At 61.4% G+C, this 20440-nt stretch carries 16 protein-coding genes; all 16 read right to left on the bottom strand.

The window, feature by feature from the left end:
* Positions 1-57: 57 nt before the first annotated feature.
* Positions 58-1089, bottom strand: a complete 1032-nt coding sequence (locus tag VMN77_05395; GenBank protein HTN43216.1) for a class I fructose-bisphosphate aldolase — start codon at positions 1087-1089, stop codon at positions 58-60.
* Between the two features lie 102 nt (positions 1090-1191).
* Positions 1192-1779, bottom strand: a complete 588-nt coding sequence (locus VMN77_05390) for a histidine phosphatase family protein (GenBank protein ID HTN43215.1) — start codon at positions 1777-1779, stop codon at positions 1192-1194.
* Positions 1780-1783: 4 nt separating this feature from the next.
* Positions 1784-3952, bottom strand: coding sequence for a glycogen debranching protein GlgX (glgX, locus tag VMN77_05385; GenBank protein ID HTN43214.1), 2169 nt, complete (start codon positions 3950-3952; stop codon positions 1784-1786).
* Positions 3953-4021: 69 nt separating this feature from the next.
* Positions 4022-6541 carry a glycogen/starch/alpha-glucan phosphorylase gene (locus VMN77_05380; protein ID HTN43213.1) on the bottom strand — a complete coding sequence of 840 codons (2520 nt, stop codon included), beginning with the start codon at positions 6539-6541 and terminating at the stop codon, positions 4022-4024.
* Between the two features lie 43 nt (positions 6542-6584).
* Entirely contained in the window at positions 6585-8258 is a 1674-nt protein-coding gene (locus tag VMN77_05375; protein ID HTN43212.1) for a mechanosensitive ion channel domain-containing protein, read from the bottom strand.
* Positions 8259-8272: 14 nt separating this feature from the next.
* On the bottom strand, positions 8273-8773 hold the full coding sequence (locus VMN77_05370) for a hypothetical protein (GenBank protein HTN43211.1): 501 nt from the start codon (positions 8771-8773) through the stop codon (positions 8273-8275).
* Positions 8773-9546, bottom strand: coding sequence for a polyphosphate kinase 2 (ppk2, locus tag VMN77_05365; GenBank protein HTN43210.1), 774 nt, complete (start codon positions 9544-9546; stop codon positions 8773-8775). Before ppk2 ends, VMN77_05370 begins: the two co-directional genes overlap by 1 nt.
* Before the next feature lie 16 nt (positions 9547-9562).
* On the bottom strand, positions 9563-11062 hold the full coding sequence (locus VMN77_05360) for a TolC family protein (protein ID HTN43209.1): 1500 nt from the start codon (positions 11060-11062) through the stop codon (positions 9563-9565).
* A gap of 15 nt (positions 11063-11077) precedes the next feature.
* On the bottom strand, positions 11078-12034 hold the full coding sequence (locus VMN77_05355) for an efflux RND transporter periplasmic adaptor subunit (GenBank protein ID HTN43208.1): 957 nt from the start codon (positions 12032-12034) through the stop codon (positions 11078-11080).
* Positions 12034-12531, bottom strand: coding sequence for a DUF3302 domain-containing protein (locus VMN77_05350; GenBank protein HTN43207.1), 498 nt, complete (start codon positions 12529-12531; stop codon positions 12034-12036). The genes VMN77_05355 and VMN77_05350 overlap by 1 nt, the downstream gene beginning before the upstream one ends.
* A 112-nt stretch (positions 12532-12643) precedes the next feature.
* A complete protein-coding gene (locus VMN77_05345; protein ID HTN43206.1) occupies positions 12644-13303 on the bottom strand; it encodes a MarC family protein in 660 nt (219 codons plus the stop codon).
* Positions 13304-13387: 84 nt separating this feature from the next.
* A complete protein-coding gene (locus VMN77_05340) occupies positions 13388-14584 on the bottom strand; it encodes a DcaP family trimeric outer membrane transporter (GenBank protein ID HTN43205.1) in 1197 nt (398 codons plus the stop codon).
* Positions 14585-14631: 47 nt separating this feature from the next.
* The gene (glsA, locus tag VMN77_05335; GenBank protein HTN43204.1) at positions 14632-15669 is read right to left on the bottom strand and encodes a glutaminase A; all 1038 of its coding nucleotides are present in this window, start codon (positions 15667-15669) and stop codon (positions 14632-14634) included.
* 67 nt (positions 15670-15736) lie between these two features.
* Positions 15737-17428 (bottom strand): aspartate-alanine antiporter, encoded by a 1692-nt coding sequence (aspT, locus tag VMN77_05330; GenBank protein HTN43203.1) that lies wholly within the window; start codon positions 17426-17428, stop codon positions 15737-15739.
* A 214-nt stretch (positions 17429-17642) separates the two neighbouring features.
* Entirely contained in the window at positions 17643-18689 is a 1047-nt protein-coding gene (locus VMN77_05325) for an asparaginase (protein HTN43202.1), read from the bottom strand.
* A gap of 93 nt (positions 18690-18782) precedes the next feature.
* On the bottom strand, positions 18783-20432 hold the full coding sequence (locus VMN77_05320; GenBank protein ID HTN43201.1) for a bifunctional aspartate transaminase/aspartate 4-decarboxylase: 1650 nt from the start codon (positions 20430-20432) through the stop codon (positions 18783-18785).
* Between the last annotated feature and the right edge of the window lie 8 nt (positions 20433-20440).

Below are 20440 nucleotides of genomic sequence, written 5' to 3'. Positions count from 1 at the left end.
CCAATGATTCCATTTGATTGTTTTCTGCCGCAGACCTCGATTGCTGTGCCTCCAACGTCAAGCCCTCGCCGGTCGGCCTTCCATGGCGTTGGTATATCGGCCCAGGGCGGCCGCGCTGTCGCACATGGCCCGATGATAGAACGCCTGCTGGCCCGCTTTGAGGTTTTCGTTCTTTCCACGCCAGGCTCTGAGTGCCTCGTCCTGCAAGGCCCGCCCGTACGAAAAAGTGAGCTTCCAGGGTTTCGGTCCCTCGAGCTGATTGATCGCGCTCAGATGCATGGTGGCCGCGAGATGATCCTGCCCGCCGGACAGGAAGACGATGCCGGGGACGGCGGCCGGAACATGCCGGCTGAGACAGCGCAGCGTTGCGACCGCCACTTCTTTGACGGAGGCCTGCTTGGCACACTCCTTACCCGATATGACCATGTTCGGCTTGAGCAGCATTCCTTCGAGAGACACCTTCTGGTCGAAGAGCGCGTTGAAGACCTCGTGAAGGACGATGCCCGTCACTTCCTCGCATCGCTCGATCGTGTGCGATCCATCCATGAGGACTTCAGGTTCAACGATGGGAACCACGCCCACCTCCTGACAAAGTGCGACATATCGGGCGAGCGCGTGCGCGTTCGCTTGTACGCAGGTTGGGCTCGGGAGCGTATCGCTTAGGGCGATCACCGCACGCCATTTGGCGAAACGCGCGCCGATTTCGCGGTATTCCTTTAGGCGGTCACGGAGCCCGTCGAGGCCTTCGGTGATTTTTTCTCCGGTCGAACCGGCCAGCGGTTTCGCGCCGAGATCGACTTTGATGCCGGGGAGGATCCCCTGCTTCGCGAGCAGATCGGCCAGCCCGGTTCCCTTCGATGCCCTCTGACGGATCGTCTCATCCTGCAGGATGACGCCGCTGATGAACTCGGCGATTCCGGGTGTGGTAAAGAACATCTCGCGGTAGGCCCGACGGCTGTCCGGCGTCGATTCGATCTTTCGCGCGTCGAGGCGTTTCGTCATGGTCGGCGGGGTCTCGTCGGCCGCCAGGATTCCTTTTCCGTCCGCCACGAGCGACCGCGCGGTCATTGCCAAGTCGGTGGTTTTCATAGGCCCTCCTGTTTTTCACGCCGAGGGGCCCTCCACATGCCTTGGAGTTTTTCCTCGGCTTTGTTTCAATGCCATGGCCAAATCAAAAACGGCCCCGGCTCCCTACGATGTGAGCATGGCATTCCACCTCTTCACCGCCGGGATGTCCCGGTAATAACCCAGGATGTTCAGCGTCGCGGTATCGAGAAGGAAGTGACGCCCCGCCGCGGCCGGAAGTCCGAGCCACCGGGCCGCAAAGACCCTGAAAATATGGCCGTGCGCAAAAAGGGCGACGTTCCCTTCCACCGCGCGGACTCTTCCGATCACACGATCGGCGCGGGCACCGACCTGCTCCGGGCCCTCTCCTCCGGGACAACCGTCGCTGAAGATCATCCAGCCGGGCGCTTTCGTGTGGATCTGTTTCGGGGTGAGCCCTTCGTATTCGCCGTAGTTCCATTCCATCAAGTCCCGATCGATTTCCGCGCGCTCGCCGAATCCGGCCAGGTCGCAGGTCTCACGGGCGCGCCGCAGGGGGCTTGAAAAAACCCGTGCGAAGCTCTCCTTGTCCAATACCGGCTTCAACAGCCGGGCCACGTTCCGGCCGTTTTCCGTGAGCGGGATATCCGTGATTCCGGTGTGCTGGCCGCTCAGACTCCACTCCGTCTCGCCGTGCCGGATGAGATAAACGTGCTGGGTCGGTCTCGCGGTCATCGGATCATCCCTTTTTGAAACGGCCCTCGGCGGACCCCTGAAGCGAAAGCGCGAGAAGGACGATCGAGCGCGGCTGGACGACAAAGGTCGCCTGCGCCACGGCCGGCGCCTTGTCCCAGGTATAGATGTCATCGGGGGACGTCCGCGCGGTGTCGATACACCGCCGCCATCGATGCTTATTCCCCGGTGGGACGGGGGGCAGTTCGAACGCCAACGGTTCCCAATAAGCGTTGAACATCCCGTGGAGGATATATCGTCCCCGGAGGCTGCGCAATGTGAAGGCGACGGCATGCGACGCGTCGCTCCAGTCCGGGTGGTTCAGCGCCACCCCGTGCCACTCGATTTTTGCCCGATCCAGGAGTTGGTTCAGGGTAAGGTTTTTGTCTTCCGCCAGCACGTCACGACGCTGGCGAAACGCCGTCAGCGCTTTGACAAACCGGTGAACGTCGGCATGGCGCTCCAGCAGGCCCCAGTCAAACCAACTGATCTCGCCGTCCTGGCCATAGGCGTTGTTGTTTCCCCGCTGGGTCCGCCGCACCTCGTCGCCCATCAACAGCATCGGGGTGCCGGCCGCCAGCAACTCCAGCGCAAAAAAGTTCTTCACCTGGCGGTTTCGCAGCGCCTCGATCGCCGGATCGTCCGACGGTCCCTCCGCGCCGCAGTTCCAGCTCAGATTGTCGTTGGAACCGTCGCGATTGTCCTCGCCGTTGGCCTCGTTGTGCTTCCGGTCGTAGGAAACCAGATCGTTGAGGGTGAAGCCGTCGTGACAGGTGACGAAATTGACGCTCTGCTCCGCCTCCCGTTGGTCGTGGCCGTAGATGTCGGGACTGCCCAGGAGCCGGGCCGCAATAGGCGACACCGAGCCGTTGTCGCCCTTTAAAAACCGCCGCACGTCGTCCCGGAAGCGGCCGTTCCATTCCTGCCAGGTGTCGCCGACGAAGCTTCCCACCTGATAGAGTCCCGCGGCGTCCCACGCCTCCGCGATCAGCTTCGTGCCGGCCAGCAGGGGATCCGACTCGATGTCCCAGAGAACGGGCGGGTTCGGCAGGGACCGGCCCGACTCGTCGCGGGACAGGATCGAGGCGAGATCGAACCGAAAGCCGTCGACGTGCATCTGCGTCACCCAATAGCGGAGGCTGTCCTGAATCAACCGGCGCACGAACGGCTGGTTGGCGTTCAGCGTATTGCCGCAGCCGGTGTAGTCCGCGTAGCGCGATTTGTCCTGCTCCAGAATGTAATAGAAGTCGTTGGCCAGGCCGCGATAGCACAATGTCGGTCCGTTTTGACCGCCCTCCGTCGTGTGATTGAATACGACATCCAGGATGACTTCGATTCCGGCGCGATGAAGCGCCTTCACCATGTCGCGAAATTCATCGAGCACGGACAGGGCTCCCTTCCGCGAGCTGTACGCATGATGCGGCGCGAAAAAGGAGACCGGCTGGTAGCCCCAGTAGTTCACGCGGCCTTCGGGCGCATCCTGGGGGTCGAACTGAAAAACCGGCAACAGCTCGACGGCGGTGACCCCCAGGTCTTTAAGATAAGGAATCTTTTCGATCAAGCCGGCGAAGGTCCCCCGCTTCACGGGCGCGACGCCCGAGCTGGGATGGCGGGTGAAGCCGCGGACATGAAGCTCGTAGATCACCGTTTCCGCAAAGGGCCGCTTGAGCGGCCGGTCGCCTTCCCAGTCATAGCTCCCGGGATCGGCCACGACGCTTTTCATCGCCGTCGCCGCATTGTCTCCGGGCCGGCTCGCCGCTCCGCGGTTGTAGGCATCGGGAACCGCGATGGCCAGGCCGTAGGGGTCGATCAGAACCTTCTCCCCGTCGAACCTTAAACCAAGCTCCGGCGTGAAGGGCCCGTCGGCTCGATAGGCATAGACCTGGCCCGGCTTAAGGTCCGGGACGAAGCAATGCCAGTAGTGATAGGTGCGGTTCCGGTCGGGATCGAGCGGAATGACCTTCGACGGCTTTTTAGCCTTCTCATCGTCGAACAGCAGCAGCTCGACCCGGGTCGCGTTTCTTGAAAATAGGCTGAAGTTGACGCCGTCGGGATAAACCATTGCGCCGAGAGGGGCGCTCGCCCCTTCTTTGAGAACACCGGGGTCCACCTCTTCCCCTCGTTTGGTTTGTGTCGGGCCAACGCCCTTGCGATTGCGGATCGGTTGAATTTCCATTGCAATGCCCTCCCTTTTGCGATCGCCTCCCCTGATCCGTACGACATCGGCCGGCCAGGCCGTGCCGCCTTACAACGGCACCTTCACCGGCTGCACGGCCCAGATCTCCAGGCAATATTCGTCGATGGCGCGGTCGGACGAGAACTTGCCGCTGCGCGCGGCGTTGAGAATCGACATGCGCGTCCATTGATCTTCGTCCTTCCAGGCGGCACTCACCCGTTCCTGGCAGGCGACGTACGCGGCATAATCGGCCAGGACCAGAAACGGATCGGACCGGGTCAGGTTCTCGACGATCGGGCGGAACACATCCGTATCGCCGCGCGAGAAGCGGCCGGAGCCGATGAGCTCCAGCACCGCGCCCAGCTCGGCGTTGCCATCCATATAGGCCGCCGGCCGGTAGCCTTCGCGCCTGACGCGTTCCACCTCCTCCACCGTGAGCCCGAACAAAAAGAAATTTTCAGCGCCCGCTTCTTCGCGGATCTCGACATTGGCGCCGTCCAGCGTGCCGATGGTCAGCGCGCCGTTCATCATGAATTTCATGTTGCCGGTGCCCGAGGCCTCCTTGCCGGCGGTGGAGATCTGCTCGGACAGGTCGGCCGCTGGATAGATGAGGTGCGCGTTCTGAACGTTGAAATTGGGCACGAAGGCGACCTTCATCCGCGTGTTCACCTCCGGGTCGGCGTTGACGGTTTCGGCGACGGCGTTGATGAGCTTGATGATGCGCTTGGCCATGAAATAGCCGGGCGCGGCCTTGCCGCCGAAGATGAAGGCCCGAGGCGGAATCGCCAGCGCCGGATTCTCCTTGAGCCGGCGGTAGAGCGTGACGATGTGCAGGACATTCAAGTGCTGGCGTTTGTATTCGTGGATGCGCTTGACCTGGATGTCGAACAGCCAGTCGGGATCCAGCTCGGTTCCGGTATGCGCGCGGATATAGGCGGCGAGGCGTTGCTTGTTGGCCCGCTTGACCGTGCGCCAGTCGCGACGGAACGCGGCGTCATCGATCTTGGACTCCAGCTTGCGAAGCGTTCCCAGGTTCGCCGGCCAGCGATCGCCGATCGTGCTATCGAGCAGCTCGCGAAGCCCGGGATTGGCCAGCGCCAGGAAGCGGCGCGGCGTGACGCCGTTGGTCTTGTTGCTAAAGCGCTCCGGCCAGAGTTCGTAGAAATCCTTGAGCACGCTGGCCTTGAGCAAATCGGAATGCAGCGCGGCCACCCCGTTGACCGCGTGGCTTCCGACGGCCGCGAGATGCGCCATCCGCACGCGCTTTTCGCCTTCCTCGCCGATCAGCGACATCCGCGAAACGCGGGCCTCGTCGCCGGGAAACCGAGCGCGCACCTCATCGAGAAAACGTCGGTTGATCTCGTAGATGATCTCCAGATGCCGCGGCAGCAATTCGCGGAACATCGGCAGCGGCCAGGTCTCCAGCGCCTCGGGCAGAAGCGTATGGTTGGTGTAGCCGAAGGTCTTGACCGTGACGGCCCACGCCTTATCCCAGTCGAGCCGCCGTTCGTCCACCAGGAGACGCATCAATTCGGCGACGCCGATGGACGGATGCGTGTCGTTTAGCTGCACGGCAAAATGTCGGTCAAACTGCTCCGCCGGAACTCTGACCAGTTCGAGCAGTCGCAGCATATCTTGCAGGGAGCAGGAAACGAAGAAGTACTGCTGCGCCAGGCGAAGCCGCTTGCCGATTTCCGGCTCGTCGTTGGGGTAGAGCACCTTGGTGACGGTCTCGGAGACCAGCTTTTCGTTGACGGCCTGATAGTAATCGCCGACATTGAAGGCCTGGAAATCGAACGACTCGACCGCCTCGGCGCTCCACAGCCGCAGTGTGTTGCAGGTGTTGACGCCGTAGCCCTGGATCGGGGTGTCGTAGGCGGTACCCTTCACCACCCGGTTCGGCACCCAGCGCACGCGATGACGGCCCTCTTCATCCCGGTCATGCTCGGTGCGGCCGCCCCAGTTGACGTAATAGGAGTTATCGGGCTTGGCGATCTCCCAGGGATTCCCGTGGCGCAGCCACTTGTCGGTGATTTCGGTCTGCCAGCCGTCTCGGATCTCTTGATCAAAAATCCCGAACTCGTACCGTATGCCGTAGCCGATGGCCGGCCGCTCGAGCGTCGCCAGCGAATCGAGATAACAGGCGGCGAGCCTTCCCAACCCGCCGTTGCCCAAACCCGGCTCCTCCTCGCAGGCCAGGATGACATCGAGGTCCTGGCCGAGTTCGGACAGCGCGGCACGCGCCTCCCGTTCGATGTTGAGATTCACCAAATTGTTTCCCAAATGGGGCCCCATCAGGAATTCGGCCGATAGGTAACAGGCCACCTTGCCGCCCCGTTTAAAATAGGTCTCGCTGGTGTTGATCCAGCGGTGCTGCATCCGGTCGCGCACCGCCAGCGCCAGCGCCCGGTAATAGTCGTGAGGCTTCGCTAACGCCTCGAGGCGCCCGATGGAGTGGCGCAGGTGATCGATGACCGCCTGCCGCAAGTCGCCCGCCCGAAGGCCGGCGCGAACATCCGCCTCCGTCCGCGTTCCAACGGGCTTGGGCGGTAATTTTCTCGCCGGCTCCGGGGAAATGTTCGTGTCCATTTTGGTCCCTCCTCCTTATCTCTGTATCGATGTGGCCCCGCGCTTAAGGCGGCTTCGCGGGCCGGTGAGCCTCCTCCTCGTCCGGCGGCGCCGCCGGCGCCGCAAACCAATCCTCTTTTCGCACCACTTTGGGCTGCGCGGGATCTCCCTCGTAAGCCGGCGTCATGATCTGCACGCCGTATTCATTGAAGAGGTCCAGAATATTGCGGTGCATGTCCGAGTAAACCTGCGCCATGGATTGTGCGTTGTCGCAGTAGGCGTTGAGCTCATACGTGACGCAAAAGTCGCCGAGCGACAGCTGCCGGACGAACGGCTCCGGGTTCTTGAGCAGCCCCGCGGTGCGGTCGGCCGCGATTTTCAGCATCGCGACGACCTGGCGCCAGGGCGTTTCATAACCGATTCCCACGGTGGTATGCAGGATCAGTCCGCGCGTTCGGGCAAGGGAGCTGTAGTTGAGGATCTCCGTGTTGAGGATCTTGGAATTGGGCACGACGACCTCTTCGTTCTTGATGGTAGTCAGGTGGGTGACCTGGAGGCGGACCTTCTCGATGTCCCCGACGACGCCTTCGATCTTCACCCGGTCGCCGACCTTGAATGCCCGCCGATACGTGAGCGAGTAACCGGCCAGGATGTTGGCGATGACCGAGGACGATCCGAGCGACACGATCACGCCGAGGAAGATCGAAAGGCCCTTGAAAGCCGGGGACTCGGCGCCGGGGATGTACGGATAGGCCACCACCAGCGCGAAAACCACGACCGCCAATCGAACGATCCGGTAGGTCGGCTGCGCCCAGTCCGCATCGAACCCCGAGATCGTCACGGTTCCCCGTTCCAGACCGGTGAAGAACAGCCGGGCCACCTTGAGCACGTATCGGGTGATGATAAAAAGGATGGCGAGAAAAATGAGGTTCGGCAGGTAACCGATGGCCCCGTGGCCCAGGATGACAAAGGGCTCGAACACCCAGTGGGCCAAACGGTGGCCCGCCGCCCGCGTCCAAGGAAACAGACCCAACGTGAAGTGGAAATAAACGAAGAGCAAGGCGAGGCCGGTGATCAGGCGCAGGGTATGGATCGCCCGCCTTAGCGCGCCCCAGAGCTGCTCCGCATGGATCACTTCAAATGAGCGGATCGTCAACCCGTGAATCCGCGCCTTGTATCGCGCCTCGATCGTCTGTTCCGCACGTCGGAACAGCCGGAATCCCAGCCAGAACGCCGCAATGAAAACCACGGTGGCGATGGCGGCGGCCGAAGTATCTCTCATCAAACTCTCGGGGCTCCGGTCGCTGCGGTACCGTTCGATGGCCTGCCGGATGCGTCGGGCGTGCGTCGCGGCCAGTTCCTGGCGACCCAGTCCTTCCAGGCGTGCGTCGGCGTCGAAGACCGACATGATGAAATAATCCCCGGCCATGATATCGGTTGATGTTTCGGACTCGACCGTTCGCACCGTTTCCGGACTTACGGCGGGGTCTTGAGCCGGGGCCACGATACGGTCGTGGATGGCAAGCGCCCGCTGCTCGGCCGGAAAGGAAGTCGTGCCCCGCACCTTAAACAGCACTTCGCTGTCGAGCTGGACGGGCGCCGTTGCGAAGGCCGCCTCGAGGGCTTCGCGCGAAGCCTCTCCCGAAACGCCTGTCGCAGGCTGGCCCGGCGGCGCCGACCAGGCCGTCAAAGCCGTCGAAGCGGCTAAAGTTGCGGTCAAAACAAAAATTCGTATCATTATAATGGGGTCCTTCACTTCAATTTCGCGCGCGCGAGTCGATTCGATAACGCGCGAGCGATCGAGTAGGGCGCAACGATCAGTACCGGTCCGACTACAAGGGCCGCCCCCGGATACGAAACCCTGAAGAGGATCCATTGAAAAATAGAATCCAGGAGAATTCCCATCAGCAGTAGATTGAGCACGCTCTCGTAACCGCTTCGGACCAGATCGCGCCGTAGCCCCCGGTGGAACAGCACGCCATACAGATACGGCGGCCGCCCCGCCCGCGCATCCGCCAGACCGTTCCAGATGCCGATGATGGTCGCAAAGGTTGGCTGGAGAACGAAACGAAACCGGCCGGGGCCGGTGAGTCGTTTTGGAATATCCTCGATGAACTCGCGCGTAAAAAGGTAAAACCCTCCGCGGTTAAAGGCCTCGCGCAGGGACCCCGGCACCGAGAGCGCGAGCACGAGCAGCGTGAGGCCCGCGAGGATGAAGGTGAGATGCTTTCCCTTCAGGTTCAATTCGACCATCAATATTTCTCCGGCACGAAATTTCTGCCCTTCAACGCAGCCTGATCGTCGTAGGCCCCTTTTTTCGAGCGATCGGGCAGGTGCACCTTCTTCTGGGGCAACTTCTCGTACGGAATGAGGCTCAGGAGATGAGAGATGCAATTGAGGCGGGCCCGTTTCTTGTCGTCCGACCGCAGAATGTACCAGGGCGCCCATTTCGTATCCGTCGCCTCCAGCATCATGTCCCGCGCGCGGGAGTAATCATACCAGCGGCTCCGTGACGGCAAATCAATGGGACTGAGCTTCCATTGGCGCAGCGGGTCGTTTATGCGCGCCTCAAACCGTCGCTTCTGTTCCTTATTGCTGACTTCCAGCCAGTACTTGATGAGCTGAATGCCTCCTTCAACGATATATTGTTCAATCTCGGGACAAAGCTTCAGGAAACGGCGGTGCTGCTCCTTCGTGCAAAACCCCATGACGTGCTCCACGCCCGCGCGGTTGTACCAACTGCGATCAAAGATCACGATCTCACCGGCCGCCGGGAAATGCTGGACGTACCGTTGGACGTACATCTGCGATTTCTCCCGATCGGACGGCGCGGGCAGGGCCACGAGGCGGAAGACCCGCGGACTCACGCGCTCGGTGATCGCCTTGATCGTTCCGCCCTTGCCGGCGGCGTCGCGTCCCTCGAAAAAAACGATCACCCGCAGTCCTTTGGCCTTGACCCATTCCTGGAGCATGCAAAGCTCCGCCTGAAGGCGCTGCAGCTCCTTGGCATACTCTTTTTGTTTCATCTTGGGCCGATCGTGTTCAATTTGTAGTTTTGCCACTGCCGGTCGTCTCCTCTGTTGGCGAAGGCGGGGCCAGGTTTGATTGCGTCCCGTCTTCGGTCTTCTTTTCCTCTTCGGACTTTTTGAAGCTTCCTCCCAGCGCCAGGTATAAGTTAACCCGTTGCACGCGCGCCTCGCTCTGAACCCGAATCAGCGCCGACCGTGCGGCGAACAGGGCGAGCTGCTGCTGCGATACACTTCGAAGATCCACCGAGCCCACGCGATACTGTACATTGGCTAGCTCGAGGGCGCGCTCATTGTCCGTCACGGCGTTCATCAGAATCGTCTGGCGATCCTTGAGCGTGAACTCGGTCGCCAGCGCATTCTCCACTTCGCCGAAAGCGCGAAGCCCCGCCTGCGCGTACTCGGCCAGCGCCTGTTTCTGCTCGGACGTGCGGATCTCCACCTGGGCGCGCAGCGCCCCGCCCTGATAGATCGGCGCCAGCAAGTTCGCCCCGGCGCTCCAGACCGGATTGTTGTGATCCTTGAGGACGAACAGGTCGCTTGAGACGCTGCTGACGCCGGCCGTGAGCGAGATTTTCGGCAACATCGCGGCCTTCGCCTCGCCCACGCGGTCGAAGGCCGCGGCGACCCGCCGCTCCGCGGCGACGACATCCGGGCGGCGTTCGAGGAGTTCCGACGGTAATCCGGCCGGCACCGGCGGGGGCATCAGGTCCAACTTCCCGGAGGCTTCCATAGCCGCGGCGGGATAGCGGCCCAGAAGCAGTTCGAGCGCGCGTAACGATTGTTCGTAGGCGAGCTCAAGCTGCCGGAGGGTGTCACGGTAGCCGTCGAGATTGGCCTGGGCGACGGCGACGTCCAACTCATTGCCCGCGCCCACTCGCAGACGCTGGCGCGCGATGTTGAGCAATTGTTCTGCGGAGGTCACGATCTGGGCGGCGGTTTCTTTCTGCTGTTTGGCCTCGGTCGCGAGGAACCAGCTCTTGGCCACCATGGCGGCGAGAGACTGTCGACCGTATTCGAAGTCCGACAGCGCCGAGGCATATTGTTGGGTCGCGGCGGCGCGGCCGTACCGCACCCGCCCCCAAAGATCGATTTCCCATGAGGCCGACACGAGGATGCCCGTAAGACCGGAATTGTCGCCGCTGAGCTTTCCGCCGGCTCGACCGAGCGCGGTCACGGCCGGATACAGGCTCGCCCCCGCGACTTTCAGGTATCCTCCCGCCTGCTCCACACGCGTCGCGGCCACGCGCAGATCCGCATTGTGAACGAGCGCTTCCTCCACCAGGGCCCGGAGGGAGGCGTCGTTGAAGGTGGCGAGCCATCCGTCGACCACCGCCCCCTCCGCCGCGCCGGGGGCCTTCCACTTCGGCGGCAGCTCCGCGTGCGCCAGGGTTTGCGAGCGAATTTCATCGGCGCTCGGCGGGGGGTTGAGCGCGCAGCCCCACAAAGCGCCGCCCAACAACGGGATCACCGCCAGTGCATATCGGAACGGAATTCGCGATCGCCGGTACGCCACGTTACCCCCCACGACCTAATGAAGCTTCAGGACGAGGTAGTTGGTGTAGGAACCCACGCGCAGTATCACCTTGCGGAGAATATGGATCGGTTCTACATGATGGGTATAGATCGCCGCGCTGCCCAATGCCCCGGCCGCCAGAAAGAGGGCCCGGTCCTTCTCCTCGAGATCGATCTTCACCGGGAAGCGTCCCTCCGGCGGAGGAATAGGTCCCGTCTGAGGGATCGTCCCGCTCATTGGAACTTGACCCTGTCCCTGGGCCCAGACGATGGAGTCGACCTTCCCCTTGATGATCCGGCCGGGATAGGTCGGCAGAGCGATTTCCACTTCGTTGCCCGGCTCCACCTCGTGCAGCTCGTTCTGATGGTAGAGCGCGATCACCTGATACTCGTCTTCGACAAAGCTCATCGCCGGCACAATTGGAAACGGCACGACGAACGAACCGACCCGAAGCTGCAGGTTGATGACCGAGCCGTCCGCCGGCGCATACATCGTCGTTTGCGACAGGTCCCAGCGCGCTTGATCCAGTTGCGCCTGGAGTTGTCGCACGTCGCTTTCATAACGCTCCTCGTCGAATTTGCTTCCCGCGCCGGTCTTCGCGAGGTCGCGCGACTGCCTGAGCCGCGTCTGGGCCAGGGAAAGTTGCGCCTCGATGCGCCGGACGTCGATCTCGAACGGGGTGGGATCGATCTTGAACAGCACGTCACCCTTCTTCATCGGTCGATTGCCCTCGGCCGGCACCTCGATCACACGGCCTCGCACTTGAGGCATAACCTGCACCACGTACTTGATCACGCGCACGTCGTGTGACGATGGGGCGACGACGTTGAGCAAGAGGATCAGGGTGGCGAGCCCGACGATCGGAATGGTGACGACCACCACCTGCGAGGTCGTGTTCCAGGGCAGCCACTTGAGCTTGAAGAAAATAATCCAGACGAAAAATGAATAAATGCCTACCAATAGGAGTTCCATCAGACTTCTCCCTGGCGGGTTTTCATCCGCGCTAATGTTTCCTCGATCTCGGCCAGCTCGCGCTTAAGGGACTCGAGCTCCTCGGCGGGTACGCCTTTTGCGGCCAGTTGACCGATGGCCAGGCGAAGTCGGGCGACCGCCTCGCCCGTGTCGCCGGCCGGCGCCTCGGCCTCGCCTTCGCTTTCCAGGTAGTAATCCTCGTGTTTGTCGGTCCCGTAGGCCATCTTGTGCAGTACGGGTTTTGAGTAGGCCCAGAGCCAGGCGAGCGGCCAAAGCATCCCGCCGAAGACTAACGACAGGATGCAGAGGATTTTGATCGCCTCCTTCTGGGGGTGATGACGCTTCTCGGCGATTTTTTCGGGAAGGATATGGACCATCCAGAATAAATAAATTCCGACAACGGGAACAAATAGGAGGACCACGATGGTCAGGATATCCGCCAGCGTGTCGACGAAGGGCCCCGTCATGGCCCATGCGGATTCCGGAAGGGAGGTCAACAATAAGCCAATTCCGGCCCAGGCAGAGATTTTGAGACCGTATGCCATATTAATGCCGCGACTTATTTTCATCATGTTCTTCATTTTTTCGCCGAAATCGTCAAACCTCCGTCTATGGCCCTGCCGGTAATTGGGGGGGCAGCGACCCCCACAGCTCAGAAATTCCGTTCCACAAGATCTGCACTCCGATGCAGACCAGAATGAAGGCGAAGAGTCGGGACAGCGCTTCGGAGCCCGTCTTCCCCAGCCTCCCTTCGATCCGGTCCGCATACCGGTAGCAAAGGTAAATGGCCGCCGATACGGTCATGCTCGCCGCCAGGGCCCCTAGCATGACCGGAATGGTCCTCGGAAGTATGGCGCCCATCGCGATCGTCACCGAAATCGTTCCGGGGCCGGTCGTGATCGGCATCGTCAAGGGATAAAACGCCATTTGGGCCCAATCCCCCGAACCCCCGCCGATCTCCATGCCGGTCTCGCTCGCCGATCGGGTTTCGTTTAAAAGCCGCCAGCCGGAGGAGGCGAGCACGATTCCCCCGGCCACACGAAGCACCGGCAACGATATGTCAAAAAAATCGAGAAGAAAAGTCCCGACATAATACGACACGTTGATGATGATAAACGCGTAGAAGGCAATCCGTCCCGCAAGAATAATTCGCTGGGCCCGCCCCGCGCGTCGGGTCATCGCAATAAAAAGCAAGGCCATGCCCGGGGGATTGATCACCGGAAAAAGCGCCGCAAACACATGACCGAAGTGATGTAGAAAAACCTTCATCCACTCTCCATGCGTGCACGAACCCCACCTTCGACAGACGGGGCCTGCCCGATCCCGGTCAGGAACAGGCCCCTTGAGCCTGGGTTAAAAATCGTACTTCACCGAGTACTGCACGCGCGTGTCATCGCCCTTGTTCCCGTTCTTGTTCTCGCGTTGGCCCCAAAGGATCTCCGCGCCCGTCATGACCCCTTTCGCCGGGTAAAAAAGCAGGTTCCCCGAGGCGTAGGATCCGTTGTTGAAGGCATTGTCGGCCTGTCCGCCGGAATTGTTTTGATTCTGGCCGCTGTATCCGATGGAGCTGCTCCACTTTTCATTCCAGTAATGATCGTAGTACAAAAGCCACCCAAGCAGCGGCACCGCCTGGCCCTTTGAAAGGGACGAGTTGGGGGCCACATCCGTGCAGCAGTCATTGAAGTAGTTCGCGATGCCCTTTCCATAGGCCAACTGCGCCATAATCTTGTCCTTGCCGTGGGTATTGAGGCTTCCGCTCAGATTGATGCCGCCGCCGAGAACGTGTCCGGAGGTCTTGCTGATGCCAGAGAAGTTTATTAGGTCGGGATTCTGGTATCCGAGCCATCGCACGATGCCTGCCACCTGTGCATGTCCCCAGGGCTGGTTGACACGATACTGCCCGGTCAAATCCGGGTAAGGATTCCAGGCCGTCCATCCTTCCGGGTTGACGGCGTTGCCCACATCGATTGCGGACCCGGGTCCTTCAAGGGCGACCGCGAACTTCGCATGATCGGTGCGCATCGGCGTCCATCGTAACTGGATGTTCCGGAAGAAGATCATTCCGCCCGGCCCCCAGTATTCAATGGTGTTGGGAAAGACGTCCCCGTCCATGAACAGACTGTTCGTCTGACCGGCCAGAAAGGCCCCCATCTCGCCGTAGGCATGGCGGAGACGGATCGTGGTCTGGCCTTCGTCGACCCCGACGCCGAACATGTCGAACTCGAACTTTGTGTGCAGCTCACCCGCGGAGGTCGGGAAGTCGCCCGTAACACCAAAACGCGACTGCCGGACGCTGAAGGTGGTATTGCCATCCTTCCCGCATCCTGGGTCATTCGCTGTTCCGCCAGGACAATTCACCGGGATCTTGGAAGGACGCAAGGCGGCCTTCCAATTGGGATCGACCGTGTTTACATCATAAATGGCATCCAATTGGACAAACCCGTAGAAATTTAATTCCGGTCCCGCCGCTTTCGCAGCGGAAGTGGAGGCCAGTCCTGCGGCAAAAAGGCTAAACGTCAATGCGAAAATGATTGCGTATCGTTTAATCATGTTTGGCTCCTTTATTTATTTGTCCCCCATTGATTTCGATCGGACGTTTATCGTCCGCTGCCGAACACGTTTGCGCCCAGCTGCTCGGCGATGTATTCGATCGCCTTGGCGGAGCGCACGCTGTTCCCGGCATCGTTCACGCGCGGCGAGAAGCCGACGATCGCCATTTTGCCCGGCACGACCGCGACAATACCGCCCCCGACACCGGTCTTGGCCGGCAGTCCCGCCGTGTAGGCCCATTTCCCCGACTCATTATAAAAACCGGCCATCATCATGATGGCGAGCACCTTCGGAACGTACCTCGCATCCAGGACCCGCTCCTTGGTGATCGGGTTCATGCCGTCGTCCGCCAGCGTGGCGCCCATCACCGCGAGTTGCTTTGCGGTCACGCCGATGGAGCATTGCCGGGTGTAGACGTCCACCGCCTCCATCGGATCGGAATAGATGCGATCCGAAGCGAACAGGATGTAGCCGTGGGCCCGGTTTCGCTGGTTGGTAGCCGCCTCGGACTTGTAGACATCCTCGATCACCTTAAGCTTGGCCCCCGAGAGGCGATTTTCAAAATCGAGGATCTTGTTGAAACGATCCTCGGCCGACTTCGCCTTGACCATGCTGACCGCCGCGATCGCGCCGGAATTGACCAGCGGGTTGACCGACACCTGCGGAATAATCTGTGTCGCGAGGATGGAGTTGAACTTCTGGCCGGTCGGCTCGACGCCGATCTTGTCCAGGATCGCTTCGCTGCCCTGCTCCTGCATCACCAGGGCCGCGGTGAACGGCTTGGAGACCGATTGGATGGTGAAGGCATAATCCACATCGCCGGCGGTGTAGGTTTCGCCCTTCGCCGTCACGATCGCGACGCCGAAAAGATCGGCCGGCACCTTGGCCAGCTCCGGGATGTAATCCGCGGGCTTGCCTTCCTTGACATCCTTGAACTTGTTGTAGGCCTCCTGCACGAGGCGTTTGAGGGTCGCGGGATCCGTGGAGACCTCCCCGGCGGTCGCCCGGAACGGCGATACCAGAAGTACCGCCACCGTGAACGTTACCAGTACAGCGGTGCGGTGTAGCCACTTTGGTCTTTCCATATATTTCTCCTTTCTGGTTAGTGATTCGCCATAACTCGACATCACACCTACACCCTGCTTTAAGACTTTATCCAAACTGTGATCGCAACAGCACCATGAAGGTGCCCCACATGGTGAGCAGTATGTTGGCCAGCGCATACGGCACGGTATAACCCAGGACCGGCGTCTGGCTTTCGGCCTTCTCCTGGATCGCGACGAGCGCCGGGGTCAGGGTCTGGCCGCCGGCCATGGCGCCGATCAAAAGCACCGGATGCATCCGCAGAAAATAGCGCCCGAACGCGAAGGCCACGAGCAGTGGAACCGACGTGACCACCGCGCCGCCGAGCAGAAGCCGCGGGCCGGCGTCGCGCACCGCATCGATGAAGATCGGCCCCGCATGCAGGCCGACCACGGCGACGAATCCGGCCAGCCCGAGCTGGGTCATGAGGTTGACCGAGGCGTCTGGAATCTTCCCGAGCGCCGGCTTCACCGAGTAGAACCAGCCGAAGAACAGACCGGCCAGCAACACCCCGACACTGGTCGTCAGCGACAGTTTTAAGGACCCCAGCATGAGATAGGGCAGCCCGACGAACGCGCCGATTACAATCCCGATGCCGAGGAGCATGAGGTTGGTGCTGGCCGTGGGGATTTCAACCTGTCCGATCTCCCGCGCGGCGCGTTCCACCGTGGGCTGCGGTCCGACCAGCTCTATCACGTCTCCGAGATCCATGACGGTTTCAGGGGAGATCGGGATTTCCTGGCCGCCGCGTGTGACCGATCGGACGCCTACCCCGCGGGCCGGCGGCCAGCTGGCCAGCTCGCTGAAGCTCCGTCCCGTGATTTCGGGGTTTGTCACGACGACCCTGGCGACCTCAATCGGGAAATCGAGCAGCTCCGGGTCGTCGACCTCGGGGCCGAGGCGCGGCCCGACCTCCAGGACCACCTCCCGGCGTCCGTAGAGGACGAGGATGTCGCCCCGCTCGACGCGTGTGTCCGGACCGACAGGAATGATCCGGTCCCCTCGACGCAGCCGCTCGACGAACATCCGTCCGTCCGGCCGGATCACCTCCACCTCGGTCGCGCGCTTCCCGATGACCTCGGCGCTTTCGACGCGGTGTGCGCGGAAGGCAAAGCGCTGGTAGGCCGAGGTGACATTGGGGGCGACACGTTTGATCCCGAGCTTCGACTCGAACGCTGCCGCCTCGGCCTTGAGATCGATGCCCATCATTCGCGGCGCGATGGAACCCAGGAACACGATGGGCGCCACCACGCCGAACAAATAGGACAGCGCATCCGCCACGGCGATGTGACTGACGAGCATCTGCCGCTCGGCATCCGGAAGCGGGAGCGCCATAATCGCCTCGGTCGCGGTTCCGATAGCGGCCGATTGGGTCAGACCGCCCGAGAGCAGGCCGGCCGAAAGGCCGAGGTCCAGCCCAAGGAGTCGCGCCATGAAATAGGCCACGGCGAGCCCCGCCCCGCAGTGCACGATCGTGAAGGCCAGCGAACGCAGGCCGTCCCCCTTCAAAGAACGAAAAAACTGCGGCCCGACCGAATAACCGGTCCCGAACAGGAACAGCATGAACAGCACGGTCTTGACGAGACCCGGAACCTCGACATTCAATTGGCCGACCAACAGCGCGGCGAGCAGTGAACCGGTGACGCCGCCCAGGCTGAATTGGCCGAGCTTCCACGACCCGATCCAGAACCCCAGGCCGATCGACAGAAAGAGCGCCAGCTCCGGGTTGCTGCGCAAGGCCGAGACGAACCACTCGATCATGACGTTCGCGTTCCCTTATCGATTGATAGATACCCACGGGCAAGCCCGTGATACTCATTGCGCCGCGCTTCGCGCAAAACTTCATTTACTCCCGCCCGAAAGCGGTGTCCTCTTGCCTGCGCCGCCCGTGATGATCCACCCAGCGAGCAAGGCGAGCGAGAGGGGGAGGCTCCAGTCCGCTTGAGGCGGATGGAGGGGGCGACGCAAGCCCCTATCAATAGGCGTAGAACAGTTCCTGGAGTTTCTTCGGGTCCTTGGTCTGCATCAACCCCAACATCAATAAGATCCTTGCCTTCTGCGGGTTTAATTCCATCGATGCGATCAGACCCAGCTTGTCGTCGTTCACCTCGATATTTCGTGCGACGATCCCGCTGCCGGTGCGCGTCGCACGGACCACGGCCACACCCTTCTTCGCCGCGTCGACAAGACCCGCCATCGCCGTATCGGTCGTATTGCCGTCACCCACGCCGGCCAGCACGATCCCCTTGACGCCTTTCTGGACCAGGAAATCGATCGTGTCGCGTCCGAAGTTGGCATAGGAGTAGACGATCTCGACCCGGGGCAGATCCTCAGGCTTCACGCCATCCACCGAGAACTGGCTTTTCGTGGTGTGGCGCACGCTGTTCGGGAAAAAGAAGTGCGCGATTCCCGTGTTCATCACACCCGCGCGGCCGCGGTTTGGGGATTTAAAAGTGTTGAGTTCGGTGCTGTTGGTTTTCTCGGCCTCGCGCGCGTAGTGGATCTCGTCATTGAGGACGATCAACGGCCCGCGCCCCCTGGCCTCGGGGTTTATCGCCAGCGCCACCGCCTCGAACAGGTTGGCCGGACCGTCCGCTCCGATGGCCGTGGAGGGTCGCATCGATCCGACCAGCACCACCGGCTTGTCGCTCTTCACCACGAGACTGAGGAAGTAAGCGGTCTCCTCCAACGTATCGGTCCCATGGGTGATCACCACCCCGGTCACATCGGATTGCTTCAGCACCGCATTGGCCCGGTCCGCGAGTTTCAGCCAGACGTCATTGGTCATGGTCTGACTGCCGATGCTGGCGATCTGCTCGCCGCTGATGTCGGCCATATCTTTTAACTGCGGCACGGCCTTGATGAGCTGGTCCACCGAAACCTCGCCGGCCTTATAGCCGGGATCGTTCGGGCCCGGTTGCACGCCGGCAATGGTGCCCCCAGTCGCCAACAGCACGATCTTGGGCTTGGCGTAGGCCGCGGGCGCGAGCGCCAGCAGGAACACCAGGATCGGCAGGATCATTTTTATTGGATGCTGTCTCACGGTTTTTCCTCCTTTTGTTTGGCCGGATCATTTCGGCCGGTCGATGGATATTTTCTCTGTGGGTTCCCCGCACTACTTGTTTTTTTGCGACGCCTTCCATTCCTTAACGTAGCCCTCGGCCGCCTGCCTGAGGTACCGGCCGATTTTCGGATAGGTTTCCTCCGGCAGATTGGCGAGCGATACGCGGACCGACCATTCCGGCCCGCCAAATCCGCCGCCGTGCAGAAGCACGACGCCCGACTGCTCCGCGAGACGGAACAGGACGTCCGTGCATTCGTAGTTCTTCCGGAGAAATTTCACGAACTCGGGACCGTATTCCTTTTCGGCCCAGACCATGAGGTCGAGTTCGGCGTAATAGGAGGCCCGGTCTTCCTCAGGGGGCGACGGGAGGTTCAGCCCGTCCCACAGCGCCTTGAAACGCCGGCGCACGACGAGCTGGCAAAGCGTCTTGTAGCTGTTGGCCGTGTCGAGGATCGCGAACAGGGAGAACAGGGCCATCTGGATCTGCTGGGGCATCGACAGGCCGGCGGTGTGGTTGAGCGCGACCTGCCGGCTGTCGGCGACCATCCGGTCGATGAACTTCAGCTTCTCCGGCGCGAGCGAGATGCTGCCGTAACGGCGGTTGAGCGCGGCGCGATCCTTGGAGGACAGTTTCCCCAGCATCTTGTCGAAGATATTGTTCTGGTGAATTGCCACGACCCCGAGCCGCCAGCCGGTGCATCCGAAATGCTTTGAATAGGAATAGACGCCGATGGTGTTCTGCGGCAATTCGGCCATCAACGACCGGAAGCCGGGCACGAAGGTGCCGTAGACGTCGTCGGTGATGATGATCAGGTCGGGCCGTTTGCTCTTCACGATTTTGACGAGCCGCTTCACGGTGCTTTGGCGCATGGCGTAGGAGGGCGGGTTGCTCGGATTGACCAGGAAGAACGCCTTGATCCGCTTGTCCGCGAGCTTGTCGATTTCCTTGTCGGTATATTGCCAGGAATGGCTGCCGTCGGGACGTTGTTCGGAGCCGGCGTCGATGTTCACCACCTTGAAGGCATAGCGGTCGAAGTGAGGGATCTCGATGTAGGGCGTGAAGGTCGGGATCCCGAGCGCGACGGTGTCGCCGCGGTGCAGCAGGCGGTTGAGCATCAGCGAATCGAAGATGTAACACATCGCGGCCGTCCCGCCCTCGACGGCGAACAGGTCGTAGCGGCCGGCGGGCGGCTTGCCGGCGCACAGCTCCCGGACCAGGTATTCGTGCACGATCCGCTCGGTGCATCGCAGCATACGGTCCGGCACGGGATACATGCAGCCGATGATACTCTCGGCGAGTTCGTGCGCGAATGAATCCGGGTCGAAGTTCAGCGTTTTGGTCCCGTAATCGAAGGAGGCGCGGAGGAGCTCGGCCCCGGGAGCCTCCTTATGGGATTCGAGAAAAGATGTGAAGCGTCCCGCGATGCCGTTCTTTTGGGGCATGCGACCGGCATCCGGTATGTTAATACCGCGCCGCGATTCCTCGATGCCGAACTGGAGCAGAGTTCCGAAAGCCTCCCGCGGCGTGGTGCAGATCCAGTTCGGGTTGCCGCGCCCGGCGTTCAGCATCTGTAAATCGCTCTCCCGTTCGCTCTCGGCGGCCAAGGTAATGAGCTTGTCCTTGAGCTCAAAGGGACTCAGCTTTAGCAGCTCACGTTGTTCGGCGCGTGAGGTGGTCGACTTTGATGATTTGATGGCCATCGTAGGAT

Source organism: Nitrospiria bacterium (assembly GCA_035498035.1).
Lineage (GTDB): Bacteria > Nitrospirota > Nitrospiria > JACQBZ01 > JACQBZ01 > JACQBZ01.
The sequence above is the reverse complement of the archived record's forward strand: the minus strand, read 5'-3'. Positions and strand labels throughout refer to the sequence as shown.

Bases quoted from the DNA above. Each gene is read 5' to 3' on its own strand.
- VMN77_05325 (HTN43202.1), bottom strand. From the start codon at position 18,689: ATGATCCTGCCGATCCTGGTGTTCCTGCTGGCGCTCGCGCCCGCGGCC.
- VMN77_05320 (HTN43201.1), bottom strand. From the start codon at position 20,432: ATGGCCATCAAATCATCAAAGTCGACCACCTCACGCGCCGAACAACGT.
- glgX (HTN43214.1), bottom strand. From the start codon at position 3,952: ATGGAAATTCAACCGATCCGCAATCGCAAGGGCGTTGGCCCGACACAA.
- glsA (HTN43204.1), bottom strand. From the start codon at position 15,669: ATGGAAAGACCAAAGTGGCTACACCGCACCGCTGTACTGGTAACGTTC.
- VMN77_05345 (HTN43206.1), bottom strand. From the start codon at position 13,303: ATGAAGGTTTTTCTACATCACTTCGGTCATGTGTTTGCGGCGCTTTTT.
- ppk2 (HTN43210.1), bottom strand. From the start codon at position 9,546: ATGAAACAAAAAGAGTATGCCAAGGAGCTGCAGCGCCTTCAGGCGGAG.
- VMN77_05370 (HTN43211.1), bottom strand. From the start codon at position 8,773: ATGGTCGAATTGAACCTGAAGGGAAAGCATCTCACCTTCATCCTCGCG.
- VMN77_05395 (HTN43216.1), bottom strand. From the start codon at position 1,089: ATGAAAACCACCGACTTGGCAATGACCGCGCGGTCGCTCGTGGCGGAC.
- VMN77_05340 (HTN43205.1), bottom strand. From the start codon at position 14,584: ATGATTAAACGATACGCAATCATTTTCGCATTGACGTTTAGCCTTTTT.
- VMN77_05390 (HTN43215.1), bottom strand. From the start codon at position 1,779: ATGACCGCGAGACCGACCCAGCACGTTTATCTCATCCGGCACGGCGAG.
- VMN77_05355 (HTN43208.1), bottom strand. From the start codon at position 12,034: ATGGAACTCCTATTGGTAGGCATTTATTCATTTTTCGTCTGGATTATT.
- aspT (HTN43203.1), bottom strand. From the start codon at position 17,428: ATGATCGAGTGGTTCGTCTCGGCCTTGCGCAGCAACCCGGAGCTGGCG.
- VMN77_05375 (HTN43212.1), bottom strand. From the start codon at position 8,258: ATGATACGAATTTTTGTTTTGACCGCAACTTTAGCCGCTTCGACGGCT.
- VMN77_05380 (HTN43213.1), bottom strand. From the start codon at position 6,541: ATGGACACGAACATTTCCCCGGAGCCGGCGAGAAAATTACCGCCCAAG.